Genomic DNA, 14,109 nt, shown 5'->3' on the forward strand with positions numbered 1-14,109 from the left:
TGCGAGGTTTACCCGGATGGGTGTGTCGGCGTGCGGTATCCGAGCCAGGGGGGTCCCGTGGGTCTGGTCTGACCTGTGGGATTCGTCTGGCCCGTGGTGTCGGTGATACGGCGACGAGGCCCGCTGCTTCCCCGTCCCGCCCTCGCTGCGGCTCTCCGTGCGCGTGATGCCGCCGCGCCCTGGTGCGGTGCGCGGCGAACGTGTCCCACCATGTGATTTCCCCCTCTGTATCCGCCGCGAAACTGCCGGTTGCGGGATGCTGGCGATAACGTTCGTTCACTTCCCGGACGCCGTGGTGCGGGGCATGCGCGCCGCGAAGGTGCGCGCTTTGCGGACTTCGTGCACGAGGTGCGGGTTTGAGTGCCGTGCTCCTGTGTACGGCGTCGGCGAAGTGTGCGGTACTTGTCGGTACGGATGGATGTAGTCGCTTCATGGAGGCAGTGATGGGTGTGGCAGCCGGTCCGATCCGCGTGGTGGTGGCCAAGCCGGGGCTCGACGGCCACGATCGCGGGGCCAAGGTGATCGCGCGGGCCCTGCGTGACGCCGGTATGGAGGTCATCTACACCGGGCTTCACCAGACACCCGAGCAGATCGTGGACACCGCGATCCAGGAGGACGCCGACGCGATCGGGCTGTCCATCCTCTCCGGTGCGCACAACACGCTCTTCGCCGCCGTGATCGCGCTGCTGCGGGAACGGGACGCGGCGGACATCCTCGTCTTCGGCGGCGGGATCATCCCCGAGGCGGACATCGCTCCGCTGAAGGAGAAGGGCGTCGCCGAGATCTTCACGCCGGGTGCAACGACGGCGTCGATCGTGAACTGGGTCCGCGCGAACGTGCGGGAACACGCGGAGGCGTAACCGCCCCCTCTCGGGCGGTCATGGGTGCCGGCGGCTCCCACTGCGCCACGTCCTACCCCGCTGCCAGCTCCTCCGCCATCGCCGCCCGCAACCGCAGTGTCGTGACGAGCCGTTGGAACGCCTCCGCCCAGTAGCCGCCGGCGCCCGGCGACGCGTCCTCCGACTCGTCCGGTATCGCCAGCAGGCCGTTGAGACGGCCCGCCTCCGCGGGGTCCAGGCAGCGTTCGGCCAGCCCCATCACGCCGCTGAAGCTCCACGGATAACTCCCGGCGTCCCGGGCGATGTCGAGCGCGTCCACCACGGCGCGTCCGAGCGACGGGGCCCACGGCACCCCGCACATGCCGAGCAGCTGGAACGCCTCGGACAGCCCGTGGGTGGCGATGAAACCGGCCACCCAATCTGCCCGTTCGCCCGCCCCCAGCGTGCCGAGCAGCTTGGCCCGCTCGGCCAGGGACACCGCGCCGGGACCACCGGCCTCGGGCGCCGTGGGCGCTCCCAGCAACGCCCGCGCCCACGCCCCGTCGCGTTGTCGCACCGCCGCCCGGCACCATGCCGCGTGCAGTTCGCCCCGCCAGCCGTCCGCCACCGGCAGGGCGACGATCTCCTCGGGGCCGCGTCCGCCGAGCCGGGCCGGCCAGGTCGCCAGCGGGGCCGCCTCGACCAACTGGCCGAGCCACCAGGACCGTTCGCCCCGCCCGCCGGGCGGCTTGGCCACCACGCCGTCCCGCTCCATGCCCGCGTCGCACTCGTGCGGCGCCTCGACGGCGATCGCCGGACGGTCCGGGGCGCGGTCGAGGGACACGCAGGTCACGGCCCGGGCCGCCATCCGCGCGGCCAGCGCCGAGCCCGGCAGGGCCGACAGCAGCTCCGCCGCCGTCGCCCGTACATTGCGGCTGCGGTCGGCCAGCGCCTGTTCCAGGAAGGGCTCGTCCGCCGGTGCGAGTCCGGTCCGCAGGGAGTCGAGGAACATCAGCCGGTCCTCGGCCCGCTCCGTCGCCCAGGTCGAGGCCAGCAGCCCGCGCGCGCCGGCCGGGTCGCGGGCGCGCAGGGACGCCAGCAGGGCGACCCGTTCGGCGAACAGGCCCTCGTCCCAGAGCCGCCGCACCCGGTCCGCGGCCTCGGGGCCGGGCAGCGCGGTCCCGCCGCCCGGCGTGGCACGAAGGGCGAACCGCCAGTCCGGATTCAGCCGGGCCAGCCACAGGGCGCGGGGCCCCGCGAACCGCAGCGCCGCCGGCCGCAGGTCCGTGCGCCCGCGTGCCGCGTCCAGCAGTGCCGGAAGTGCCTCGGGCGGCGCCGCGAAGCCGCGCGTGTTGGCCGTCGCCAGCCACTGGGGCAGCAGCTCCATCAGATCGGGAGCGGCCCCCCGGCGCCCGCCGCCCGCGGCGCCAGGCCGGTCGGCGAGCAGCATCGTGAGGCGCCGGGCGGCCGCGGCGGGCAGGGGTGGGCGCGGATCCACGGGAGCCGGGTCGGGACGCCGCGCCGCACGGGCCGGCCGCAGCCCGGCACGGCGACGGACGGTCTCCGCGGCCGCCGCGTCGAGCAGTGCGGCCGGCGCACCCGGTCCGGGCTCGCTGCCCGGCGGCGTACGCCGGTCCGTGCCGAGCAGGGCGGCGGTGACGAGTTCCTCCCAGGAGGCCGTCGTCGGCGACGGTGTGCTCGGGGGAGTGGGTGTGCTGGTCATGCGGTCCCCTCTGGTTCCCTCGTGAGTCCATGGCCCGGGGTGGTCGGTGCGGGCGTGGGGCGTGCAGGGTGTGGGCCCGGCAGCTGCGGGCGTGGGACGCGCCGGTTCCGGCGCCGGGCGGGTCAGTACAGCGGCACCGCCGGGCCGGGGCCGGTCGGCCAGGCCGTCAGCGGAGTGAAGCCCCGGTGGCCGCACTCGCCGAAGACCGTGACGGGCGCGCCGCCCGACAGTGCGGCCAGTCTCCAGATGCCCGCCCGGTTTCCGGCGCCCGGCACGAGCGGCAGCGCGGTGTCGTCGTCGGCGTCCGCCAGCTGCCACGCGTCGCCGTCCGGCACCGGGACGACGCGCCCCAGCGTCAACGGCACCGAGTCCAGCCACGGGTCGTCGCGGAGGGCCTCGCCGAACCGGGCGGCGGCTCCGGACGTGGTCACTCCTGTCGGGCGTGTCTCCGTGGTCGCGGGCTGGGCGAACCGCCGCCCCAGGGCCGCCCGCTGCTGTCCGGCGCCCGGATACGCCGACACCTCGGCCTCCAGCGTCAGGCCCACCGGCAGCGCCAACTCCGGTGCCCTGCCCGCGGCGCCGTAGGAGAGGAGCAGTGCGGTCCGGCCCGTCTCCGCGCCGTACAGCCAGATGCGACGGGTCGTCAGCCGCGCGTCCGCGGTGTCGTACTGGGCGAGGACCAGCCAGCGGTCCCGCACCGGCGGACCGTCCGCTGAGGCCGGCAGACCCACGCGCGAACGGACGGTCGCCGCCAGCCCGTCGGGCAGGCCCTCGCGCCGCAGCCAGCCCTGGTCGAGCAGGTGGAGGAGGGCGCACTCCTCCAGCAGCCGGACCGGCCAGCCGGGGCCCGACGACGGTAGGGAACCCAGCTCCCGCACGCGGGCGGCCAGACCCGGGGCCTGGGCGTCGACCATGCGGGCCGCCGTCTCCTCCCACAGCCCGTAGCCCGCCTGCTCGGCGCCGGCCAGACCGCCGCGCAGCAGGTCCGTCAGCCGCTGCTCCAGCTCCGTCGCGCCCGCGGTGATCCGCCCGGCCCGCTGCAGGGCCCGGCGCCGCGCCGCCTCCGGATCAGCGGCCCCGGACCCCCGTCCTGGCGGCGAGTCCGCCGCGCCCGTCCCCTCTCTCCCCTCCGCGCGCTCGCGTCGTCCGGTGAGCCACCGCTCCGCCCACTCGGGCGCCGCCGCCCCCGGCGCCGCGACGCCCCCGCCCGACCAGAGCAGCAGCAGCCCCAGCGCGTGCTTGCACGGGACCTTGGGACTCGGGCACGCACACCGGTACGCGGGCCCGGACCCCTCCGCGACGTCGACGACCGTCCGGTACGGCTCGCTGCCGCTCCCCTTGCACAGCCCCCACACCGCCCCCTCGTGGGAACTCCCCACCTCGGACCACGGACCGGCCGCCCCCAACCTGCCGCCCGCCGCACGTGACGCGGCGTCAGGTGCCAGTGCCAGCACCTGGTCCGCGGTCCAGCGCTCCCCCTGCTGAGTCATGACATCGAAGGTAGATCCTCCCACTGACAACGCCCCCGGCGAGAGCGTCTTCGCAGGTCAGGGCGATTGTCAGTGGCGTGGTGCACCGTGGATGACAGATCGAACCGGCCGAGCTGGAGGGGGAATCAGCCATGCCTGTGTCCGTGGAGGCGATGTCCGGAGTGGAGAGGCTGCGGCCCCACGCCGAGCAGGCGTTCGGGGCCGAACTGGCCGCGCTGGCCGCGCAGGACGACCGTCCGCGCCCGGCGCGGTGGAAGCTGTCGCCCTGGGCCGTCGCGACCTATCTGCTCGGCGGCACCCTGCCCGACGGCACCGTGATCACCCCGAAGTACGTGGGCTCGCGCCGCATCGTCGAGGTCGCCGTCAGCACGCTCGCCACCGACCGCGCCCTGCTCCTGCTCGGCGTGCCCGGCACCGCGAAGACCTGGGTGTCCGAGCACCTCGCGGCGGCCGTCAGCGGCGACTCCACCCTGCTGGTGCAGGGCACCGCCGGCACCCCGGAGGAGGCGATCCGCTACGGCTGGAACTACGCGAGACTCCTCGCCCACGGCCCGAGCCGCGACGCCCTCGTGCCCAGTCCCGTCATGCGGGCCATGACGGACGGCGCGACCGTGCGGGTGGAGGAGCTGACCCGCATCCCCGCCGACGTGCAGGACAGCCTGATCACCATCCTGTCGGAGAAGACCCTGCCGATACCGGAGCTGGGCCAGGAGGTGCAGGCCGTTCACGGCTTCAACCTGATCGCCACCGCCAACGACCGCGACCGCGGGGTCAACGACCTGTCCAGCGCCCTGCGCCGCCGCTTCAACACCGTGGTGCTGCCCCTGCCCGAGAGCGCCGAGGCCGAGGTCGAGATCGTCACGCGCCGCGTCGACCAGATCGGCCGCTCCCTCGACCTGCCCCCGGCCCCCGACGGCATCGAGGAGATCCGCCGCGTCGTCACCGTCTTCCGCGAGCTGCGCGACGGGCTGACGGGCGACGGGCGTACGAAGGTGAAGTCGCCCAGCGGCACCCTGTCCACGGCCGAGGCGATCTCCGTGGTCACCGGCGGTCTGGCGCTGTCCACCCACTTCGGTGACGGGGTGCTGCGGCCCGGCGACGTCGCCGCGGGCATCCTCGGCGCGGTCGTCCGCGATCCCGCCACCGACCGCGTCATCTGGCAGGAGTACCTGGAGACGGTCGTCCGGGAGCGCGACGGCTGGCAGGACTTCTACCGCGCCTGCCGCGAGGTGAGCGTGTGAACGGCGAGGCGGCGTGGACGAGGACGCGGCACGGAGCGGAGAGGCGGGTGGCCGTCGCCAAGGGGGACGACGAGGACTCGACGTGGGCACGCAGGCTGCGGACTCGGGGGCGGGGGACCCGGGGGCGGCGGCCTGGTGGGCGAGGGGGACGGTGTGACGGGCACTGACCGCGGAGGGCCCGGCGGCGCGCCCGGACCGCTGCTGCTGGGTGTGCGTCACCACGGTCCGGGGTCGGCGCGGGCGGTGCGGGCGGCGCTGGAGACGGCCCGGCCGGGGGTCGTGCTGATCGAGGGGCCGCCCGAGGCCGACGCCCTGATCCCGCTGGCCGCCGACGAGGACATGCGGCCACCGGTGGCGTTGCTCGCGCACGCCGTGGACGAGCCCGGCCGCTCGGCCTTCTGGCCGCTGGCCGAGTTCTCCCCGGAGTGGGTGGCCCTCCGCTGGGCCCTGGAACACGACGTGCCGGCCCGCTTCATCGACCTCCCGGCCGCGCACTCGCTGGCCTGGCGGTCGGAGGAGGACACGGCGGGGGAGGACGCGGCGAGGGCGGACGAGGAGCCGGAGGCGGGCCCGGGGGACCCCTCCGGCGCGTCGGCACCCGAGGTCCGGGTCGATCCGCTCGCCGCCCTCGCCGGGGCCGCCGGTCACGACGACCCCGAGCGCTGGTGGGAGGACGTCGTCGAGCACCGGGGCCACGGAGGCGGCGACGGGGACGCGCTCGCGCCGTTCACCGCGCTGGAAGAGGCCATGGGTGCCCTGCGGGAGACCGAGGAGCGCGGCGGAGACGACGGGCGGGACCTGGTGCGGGAGGCGTACATGCGGCTCCAGGTGCGGGCGGCGCAGCGGGAGTCCGCCCGGGGCGTCGCCGTGGTGTGCGGGGCGTGGCACGTGCCCGCGCTCCGGCGCAAGGTCACCGCCACCGCCGACCGGGCCCTGCTGAAGGGGCTGCCGAGGACCAAGGTGGACCTGACGTGGGTGCCCTGGACCTACCGACGGCTGTCCCGGTCAGGTGGGTACGGGGCGGGCATCGAGTCGCCCGGCTGGTACGCGCACCTGTTCGGCGCGGCGGACCGGCCGGTCGAGCGCTGGCTGACCAAGGTGGCCGGGCTGCTGCGGGACGAGGGCCGGACCGTCTCCTCGGCGCACGTCATCGAGGCGGTGCGGCTGGCCGGGACGCTCGCGGTGCTGCGCGGGCGCCCGCTGGCCGGACTGGGCGAGACGACGGACGCCGTACGGGCGGTGATGTGCGACGGCTCGGACGTGCCCCTGGCACTGGTCCGGGACCGGCTGGTGGTGGGGGACGTGCTGGGGGAGGTCCCCGCGGGGGCGCCCGCCGTGCCCCTGCAGCGCGACCTGGCCCGCGTCCAGCGCCGGCTGCGGCTCAAACCGGAGGCACGGCGAAGGGAGTTGGAACTCGACCTGCGCAAGGACACCGACGCGAGCCGCAGCAGACTGCTGCACCGGCTGCGGCTGCTCGGCGTCGGCTGGGGCGAGCCGGCCGCCTCCCGGGGCAGTACGGGGACGTTCCGGGAGACATGGCGGCTGCGCTGGGAGCCGGAGCTGTCGGTGCGGGTCGCCGAGGCCGGAGTGTGGGGCACGACCGTGCTCGCCGCCGCGACCGCCAAGGCGGAGGCGGACGCCGTCACCGCGCGTGACCTCGCCGAGGTCACCGCGCTCGCCGAACGCTGCCTGCCGGCCGGGCTGACGGACGCGCTCACGCCGGTGATGCGGATACTCGCCGACCGCGCGGCGCTCGACACGGACGTCGGCCACCTCGCGCGGGCCTTGCCGGCCCTGGCCCGCTCGTTGCGCTACGGGGACGTGCGCGGTACCGACACGGGTGCGCTGGCGGAGGTCGCCGCGGGGCTCGCCGAGCGCGTCTTCGTCGGTCTGCCCGCGGCCTGTGCGGCCCTGGACGCCGACGCGGCCGACGAGATGCGCGGCCATGTGGACGCCGTGCACGCAGCGGTGGGCCTGCTCGGCGACACCTCCGCGCCGGGCCACGGCGGCCTGCGGTCCCGCTGGCAGGGGGTACTGCGGACCCTCTCGGCGCGGGACATCGTGCCCGGTGTCGTCCGGGGGCGTGCCGTGCGGCTCCTGCTGGACGACGGTGTGCTGGCGGCGGACGAGGCCGCGCGGTTCATGGGCCTGGCGCTGTCCCGGGGGACGCCACCGGCGGACGCGGCGGCGTGGATCGAGGGCTTCGTCGGAGGCGGCTCGGGCGGCGGCCTGCTCCTCCTGCACGACGAACGGCTGCTCGCCCTGGTCGACGCCTGGCTGACCGGCGTGGCGGCGGAGGCGTTCACGGAGGTGCTGCCGCTGCTGCGACGCACCTTCGCGGCCTACGAGCCGGGCGTGCGCCGCAGCCTCGGTGAGCTGGTCCGGCGCGGACCGGAGGCGCGGGGGAGGGTGACCACGGCCGGCCCCGGGATACCGGGCTTCGCGGCCGACCTCGACACCGAGCGCGCCGACGCGGTGCTCCCGGTGGTCCGGCTGCTGCTGGGCCTGGAGGGCAACGCCCCGGCGCGAACCGGCCTTGACGGGAACGACCTGGTGGGGGTGGACGCATGACGACCGAACCGGCGGGGGCCGACGCCGCGCGGGAGCGGCTGCGGCGGTGGCGGCTCGTGCTGGGCGGGAACCCGGCCGACGGCACCGGCCGCACGCTCTCCGGGCAGGACGCCGCGATGGACGGGGCGCTCACCGCGCTCTACGGGAAGGAGGCCGCGGCGCGGGGCGGACGGGACCGTGCGGCGGGGCTCGGCGGCTCCGCACCGGCCGTCGCGCGCTGGCTGGGTGACATCCGGACGTACTTCCCCTCCTCCGTCGTACAGGTCATGCAGCGGGACGCGATCGACCGGCTCGGTCTCGCCACGCTGCTGCTGGAGCCGGAGATGCTGGAGGCGGTGGAGGCCGACGTGCACCTCGTCGGCACCCTGCTCTCGCTCAACCAGGCGATGCCGGAGACGACGAAGGAGACGGCGCGAACCGTCGTGCGCAAGGTCGTCGAGGACCTGGAGAAGCGGCTGGCCTCCCGCACCCGGACCACCCTCACCGGCGCCCTGGACCGCAGCGCCCGCGTCACCCGTCCCCGGCACCACGACATCGACTGGAACCGCACGATCTCGGCCAACCTCAAGCACTACCTGCCGGAGTACGGGACGGTCGTGCCGGAGCGGCTCGTCGGCTACGGGCGGGCGTCCCGGTCGGTGAAGAAGGAAGTCGTCCTCTGCGTCGACCAGTCGGGGTCGATGGCGGCATCGGTCGTGTACGCGTCGGTGTTCGGGGCGGTGCTGGCGTCCATGCCGTCGATTGAGACCCGGCTCGTCGTCTTCGACACGGCGGTCGTCGACCTGACCGACCAGCTGGACGACCCGGTCGACGTGCTCTTCGGCACGCAACTCGGTGGCGGTACGGACATCAACCGGGCGCTGGCGTACTGCCAGTCGCGGATCACCCGGCCCGCGGAGACCGTGGTGGTGCTGATCAGCGACCTCTACGAGGGAGGCATCCGGGACGAGATGCTCAGGCGGGTCGCGGCGATGCAGGCGGCAGGCGTGCGGTTCGTGACGCTGCTGGCCCTGTCCGACGAGGGGACACCCGCCTACGACAGGGAGCACGCGGCGGCGCTCGCCGCGCTGGGGGCACCCGCGTTCGCCTGCACGCCCGACCACTTCCCGGAGGTGATGGCGGCGGCGATCGAGAGGCGGCCCCTGCCGATACCGGACGCAGGGTGACGATTCGTCCATCCGGGGTGGCCCGATTCCCGCCGCTGAAACGGACATCGCTACCCATCGGTAATGAGGGGCTTGCGCAAACCGCGGAGTCCCGTGCGAGGATCGCGCGTCATCGGCGCGTTGTTCGACGCGCGAGCCGTTCCGCCGCCGCACGGGAGGAATCTCCCCCTCTTGATCTGGTCAGCAGTCCTGCCCGGTGCCGCTCTGCGCGTGATGCGCACGGCGGCCGGGCGGCGTGCCCTGCACGTGGCGCTGCTGGTGGGCGGGTTGTTCGTGCTCGGCGTGGTCTGCGGGGAGCGGGCCCAGGCGGCCGACGGGGCGCCCTCGCTGCGGGACACCGTGCGGCAGGTCGTCGACGTGCCGGTCGGGCGTCCGGCGACGGAGGCGCGTGAGTCGGCCCTCCTCCCGCCGAAGGACGCGCTCTCCGCCGTCGGGGACGTGGTGGAGCGGACGACCGAGCGGCTGCCCCTGCTCTCCGCCGCTTCCGACGCGGACCCGGCCTTCACCGACCCCGGCTTCACCGACCCCGGCATCTCCGATCCCTCGGTCCCCACGTGGCCGTCGTCGCCTCCGCTGTCGGAGCTTCCGGACCTGTCCGGGGCCGCCGGTTCGGACGGTCGGGCCGACCCGTACCTTCCGGACGATCGCCGGTCGGACCCGGCCGAGGCCGACGACTCCGCGCACCCTTCCGACGGAGCCGGCACCTCCGACCCCTCCGAGGCCACCGAACCCCGCACCGCCACCACCGACACCGGACCCGACGCCACCGACCGCGCCGCGCACATCGGCCCCGCCCCCGGCGCGGTCGAGACCGGCTCACAACCCGCGGTGACGCACTCCGGCGACCCCCGCCGAACCACCCCGGCGCCCACCGACTACGCCCCCACCCGGCACGCGCCCACCGGCGCCCCCGACGGATCGCTGGGTACCGCGACCGGTGCCGACCAGGGGATGCCCCGTCACGGTGACGCTCACGCGGTGACCCCGCAGCACCGGATCCCGTTCCGGCTCGTCCCCGTGGCGCTGGAGCGTGCCGGCACGGGCGAGACCCGGGATTCCTACCGGGACATCCCCGTCTCTCCCGCCTAGCCGGCGGAACCTCCCTGTCGCGAGCGCGCGTCTGAGGCCCCTGGGGCGGATGCGCCCGACGGGCGTCCGCCGACGCGCCCGCGCCCTCGCACTCCCGTACCTCCGCCGTACCCCCGTCCCGCCCACAGGCTCCGCGGAGCGGCAGCCCGAGACGGCCGAAAGCCGTCGGCCTCCCTCGGGCCGAAACTCCGCGGATGGGCCGGCCGGTCCCCATTGGGGTGGGGACCGGCCGGCCCGCACACCGGAGACCCGCACCCCTGCGGGCCTCCGGGCCGACGGGCCTCACCGGGCTAACCCCAGCCCGGTGAGGCTCCCCGCGCCCCGCCTCGAATGCGCCCCGCACCCCGCCGAAGCCGCTCACATCCGGCACCGCGTGCCAGTGAGCGCGGCATCATGTGACAGGCATCACCGCTCAGGTGTGACCCACGATTTAGGGACCCCCGGCATGCGGCGATAACCTGCGAGACGGACATGCCGCGCGCTCGGTCACCGTGTGCGCTCCCCTTGTGACACAGCGGACGTCACGTTGCCCTTCGCGGCACGCCCACGCATCCAACGAACCGCGAGATCACTGATAGGGACGGAAGCGCGTGGACCTGTTCGAGTACCAGGCGAGGGACCTCTTCGCCAAGCACGATGTACCGGTGCTGGCCGGTGAAGTCATCGACACGCCTGAGGCGGCGCGCGCGATCACCGAGGGTCTGGGCGGCAAGTCCGTCGTCAAGGCTCAGGTGAAGGTCGGTGGCCGCGGCAAGGCCGGCGGCGTGAAGCTCGCCGCCTCCGCGGACGAGGCCGTCGCCCGCGCGACGGACATCCTCGGGATGGACATCAAGGGCCACACGGTCCACAAGGTGATGATCGCCGAGACCGCTCCGGAGATCGTCGAGGAGTACTACGTCTCCTTCCTCCTCGACCGTGCCAACCGCACCTTCCTCTCCATCGCCTCGGTCGAGGGCGGCGTGGAGATCGAGGAGGTGGCGGCCACCCGTCCGGAGGCCGTCGCCAAGACGCCGATCGACGCGATCGACGGCGTGACGCCCGAGAAGGCGCGCGAGATCGTCGAGGCCGCGAAGTTCCCGGCCGAGGTCGCCGACAAGGTCGCCGACATCCTGGTCAAGCTGTGGGACACCTTCATCAAGGAGGACGCCCTCCTGGTCGAGGTCAACCCGCTGGCCAAGGTCGCGGGCGGCGACGTCATCGCCCTGGACGGCAAGGTGTCGCTGGACGACAACGCCGAGTTCCGTCACCCCGACTTCGAGGCCCTCCACGACAAGGCCGCGGCCAACCCGCTCGAGGCCGCTGCCAAGGAGAAGAACCTCAACTACGTCAAGCTCGACGGCGAGGTCGGCATCATCGGCAACGGCGCGGGTCTCGTCATGAGCACCCTGGACGTCGTCGCGTACGCCGGTGAGAAGCACGGCAACGTGAAGCCCGCCAACTTCCTGGACATCGGTGGCGGCGCCTCCGCCCAGGTGATGGCGAACGGCCTGGAGATCATCCTCGGCGACCCGGACGTCCGCTCCGTGTTCGTCAACGTCTTCGGCGGCATCACCGCCTGCGACGAGGTCGCCAACGGCATCGTCCAGGCGCTGAAGCTCCTGGAGGACCGCGGCGAGAAGGTCGAGAAGCCGCTCGTCGTCCGCCTCGACGGCAACAACGCCGAGCTGGGCCGCAAGATCCTCACCGACGCCAACCACCCGCTGGTCCAGCGCGTCGACACCATGGACGGCGCGGCCGACAAGGCCGCCGAGCTGGCCCACGCCGCCAAGTAAGCACTCAGGACGAGGACAGAACACACCATGGCTATCTGGCTCAACAAGGACAGCAAGGTCATCGTCCAGGGCATGACCGGCGCCACCGGCATGAAGCACACCAAGCTCATGCTCGGTGACGGCACCGAGGTCGTGGGCGGCGTGAACCCGCGCAAGGCGGGCACCGCCGTGGACTTCGACGGCACCGAGGTACCGGTCTTCGGCACCGTCAAGGAGGCCATCGAGAAGACCGGCGCCAACGTCTCCGTCATCTTCGTGCCGGAGAAGTTCACCAAGGACGCCGTCGTCGAGGCCATCGACGCCGAGATCCCCCTGGCCGTCGTGATCACCGAGGGCATCGCCGTGCACGACTCGGCCGCCTTCTGGTCGTACGCCGGCAAGAAGGGCAACAAGACCCGGATCATCGGCCCGAACTGCCCCGGCATCATCACCCCGGGCCAGTCCAACGTCGGCATCATCCCGGGCGACATCACCAAGCCGGGCCGCATCGGCCTGGTCTCGAAGTCCGGCACGCTGACGTACCAGATGATGTACGAGCTGCGTGACATCGGCTTCTCGACCGCCGTCGGCATCGGTGGCGACCCGATCATCGGCACCACGCACATCGACGCGCTCGCCGCGTTCGAGGCCGACCCCGAGACCGACCTGATCGTCATGATCGGCGAGATCGGCGGCGACGCCGAGGAGCGTGCGGCCGAGTACATCGCGAAGAACGTGACCAAGCCGGTCGTCGGCTACGTCGCGGGCTTCACCGCGCCCGAGGGCAAGACCATGGGCCACGCCGGCGCCATCGTCTCCGGTTCGTCCGGCACCGCCCAGGCGAAGAAGGAGGCCCTCGAGGCCGCGGGCGTCAAGGTCGGCAAGACCCCGACCGAGACGGCCAAGCTCGCCAGGGAGATCCTGAACGGCTGACCCCGCCTTCCCGTACGGCACCGAGTGGGCCCGTCCTCGCGGAGGACGGGCCCCTCGTCGTACCCGCGGTCATTCGAGCCGTGGAGTCAGCCGCTCCGGCCCGTCCTGCATCTGGTCGCGCAGCTTCTGCCGCAGCTCCAGTTCCTCGTCCGACAGTGCGCCCGGTGCCACCTTGGGCGGCACCCCGCGCACCGTCTCGCCGGGGGAGACCGGCGGCTCGTAGTGCGTGGGCGCGGTGCGCAGGGCCAGCGCGGTGGTCCCGATGAGGGCGACGGTGAAGGCGATCGCCGCCCGGGTCCAGAACCGGGCCCGGCGTTCGCTGCCCACCCGTACCGTCGGCGGCTTGGCCGCCCGCAGCCGCTCGTTCGACGCCACCTCGGCCAGCCGCCGGTGCAGCACCTCGGGGTCGGCCAGTTCGGGCAGCCGGTCGGCCATCGCCCGGCGGGCGTTCAACAGCCGGTTGGCCGTCGCCGGAGTGCTCGCCTCCGTCTCCGCCGCCGTCTCGGGCAGGTCCAGGCCCACGCCGTCGTACAGCAGGAGCGTCCGACGGTGCCGCGGGGGGAGTCGGAGCAGGGTGTTCAGGAGCGTGCGGTCGCCGGGGTCGGCGGGCGGCGGCTCCGGGTGCCGGTTGCGCGGGCGGAACCGCTGCCAGGGCGAGAGCGCGTACTCGTACGCCACCGCCCGCACCCACCCCACCGGGTCGCGGTCGCGGGCCACTTCCGGCCAGTTCTCCCAGGCGGTCTGGAACGCCCGCTCCACCGACTCGCGGGCCAGCTCCCGGCGGCCGGTCAGGAGGAAGGTCTGCCGTACGAGGGCGGGGGTGCCGAACTCGTAGAGCGCGTCGAACGCCTGAGCGGGCGTCAGTGCGACCGGTTTCGGCTCGGCCTTGGGCTCCGGTGTCGGTTCGCGTTCCGGTTCGCGTTCCGGTTCGGCTTCCTGCCGCTCCTCCGCGGACAGTGCCTTCGCCGGCAGGACGAGGCTGTCGGCGGCCTCGGCCGGGCTCCCCGGGCCGGTGCGGACGGCCACGACGACGGGCACCGGCGCCGGCTGGGCGCCGGATTCCGCTTCCGCTTCCGGCGCCGGCTCCGCCGCTGCCGACTCCTCCTCGGCCAGGGTCTTCAGCAGTTCCGCGTACGCCTCCCGTCTCCGGCCGCGTGGTGTCCTGCGACCGCTCTCCCACGTACGGACCGTCGCGCGGGTGACGCCCATCCGGTCCGCGAGCTGAGCCTGCGTCAGCGAGGCCGACTCGCGCAGCCGTCGGCGGGCCTTGGGGGGTGGGAGCGGGGTTCCAGGGCTCCGTGTCACAAGGCGCCCCTTCGTACGAAAA

10 protein-coding genes are annotated in these 14,109 nt (G+C 74.2%); 7 read left to right on the forward strand and 3 right to left on the reverse strand.

From position 1 onward, the window contains the following. The first annotated feature begins 443 nt into the window (after positions 1-443). Positions 444-860, forward strand: a complete 417-nt coding sequence (locus OIE75_RS23135) for a cobalamin B12-binding domain-containing protein (RefSeq protein WP_125492772.1) — start codon at positions 444-446, stop codon at positions 858-860. 52 nt (positions 861-912) lie between these two features. Here OIE75_RS23135 and OIE75_RS23140 read toward each other — a convergent pair whose 3' ends face one another. After that, complete coding sequence (locus OIE75_RS23140) at positions 913-2,541, reverse strand: DUF5691 domain-containing protein (RefSeq protein ID WP_329472014.1); 1,629 nt, start codon at positions 2,539-2,541, stop codon at positions 913-915. Positions 2,542-2,663: 122 nt separating this feature from the next. Continuing rightward, positions 2,664-4,031, reverse strand: coding sequence for an SWIM zinc finger family protein (locus OIE75_RS23145; RefSeq protein ID WP_329472015.1), 1,368 nt, complete (start codon positions 4,029-4,031; stop codon positions 2,664-2,666). Positions 4,032-4,162: 131 nt separating this feature from the next. Between OIE75_RS23145 and OIE75_RS23150 the strand changes: the two genes are divergently transcribed. From OIE75_RS23150 to sucD, 6 genes are all read left to right on the forward strand, one after another. Beyond that, entirely contained in the window at positions 4,163-5,272 is a 1,110-nt protein-coding gene (locus OIE75_RS23150) for an ATP-binding protein (RefSeq protein WP_307014678.1), read from the forward strand. Positions 5,273-5,425: 153 nt separating this feature from the next. After that, on the forward strand, positions 5,426-7,843 hold the full coding sequence (locus OIE75_RS23155; protein ID WP_329472016.1) for a DUF5682 family protein: 2,418 nt from the start codon (positions 5,426-5,428) through the stop codon (positions 7,841-7,843). Continuing rightward, positions 7,840-9,009, forward strand: a complete 1,170-nt coding sequence (locus tag OIE75_RS23160) for a vWA domain-containing protein (RefSeq protein ID WP_307014681.1) — start codon at positions 7,840-7,842, stop codon at positions 9,007-9,009. The genes OIE75_RS23155 and OIE75_RS23160 overlap by 4 nt, the downstream gene beginning before the upstream one ends. Positions 9,010-9,180: 171 nt before the next feature. After that, positions 9,181-10,098, forward strand: coding sequence for a hypothetical protein (locus OIE75_RS23165; protein ID WP_329472017.1), 918 nt, complete (start codon positions 9,181-9,183; stop codon positions 10,096-10,098). A 590-nt stretch (positions 10,099-10,688) separates the two neighbouring features. Next, positions 10,689-11,870, forward strand: coding sequence for an ADP-forming succinate--CoA ligase subunit beta (gene sucC, locus OIE75_RS23170; protein WP_307014684.1), 1,182 nt, complete (start codon positions 10,689-10,691; stop codon positions 11,868-11,870). 27 nt (positions 11,871-11,897) lie between these two features. Continuing rightward, a complete protein-coding gene (sucD, locus tag OIE75_RS23175) occupies positions 11,898-12,782 on the forward strand; it encodes a succinate--CoA ligase subunit alpha (RefSeq protein ID WP_307014686.1) in 885 nt (294 codons plus the stop codon). A 69-nt stretch (positions 12,783-12,851) separates the two neighbouring features. Here sucD and OIE75_RS23180 read toward each other — a convergent pair whose 3' ends face one another. Then, positions 12,852-14,087 (reverse strand): helix-turn-helix domain-containing protein, encoded by a 1,236-nt coding sequence (locus tag OIE75_RS23180; RefSeq protein WP_329472018.1) that lies wholly within the window; start codon positions 14,085-14,087, stop codon positions 12,852-12,854. Positions 14,088-14,109: the final 22 nt, after the last annotated feature.

The organism is Streptomyces sp. NBC_01723 (assembly GCF_036246005.1).
GTDB lineage: Bacteria > Actinomycetota > Actinomycetes > Streptomycetales > Streptomycetaceae > Streptomyces.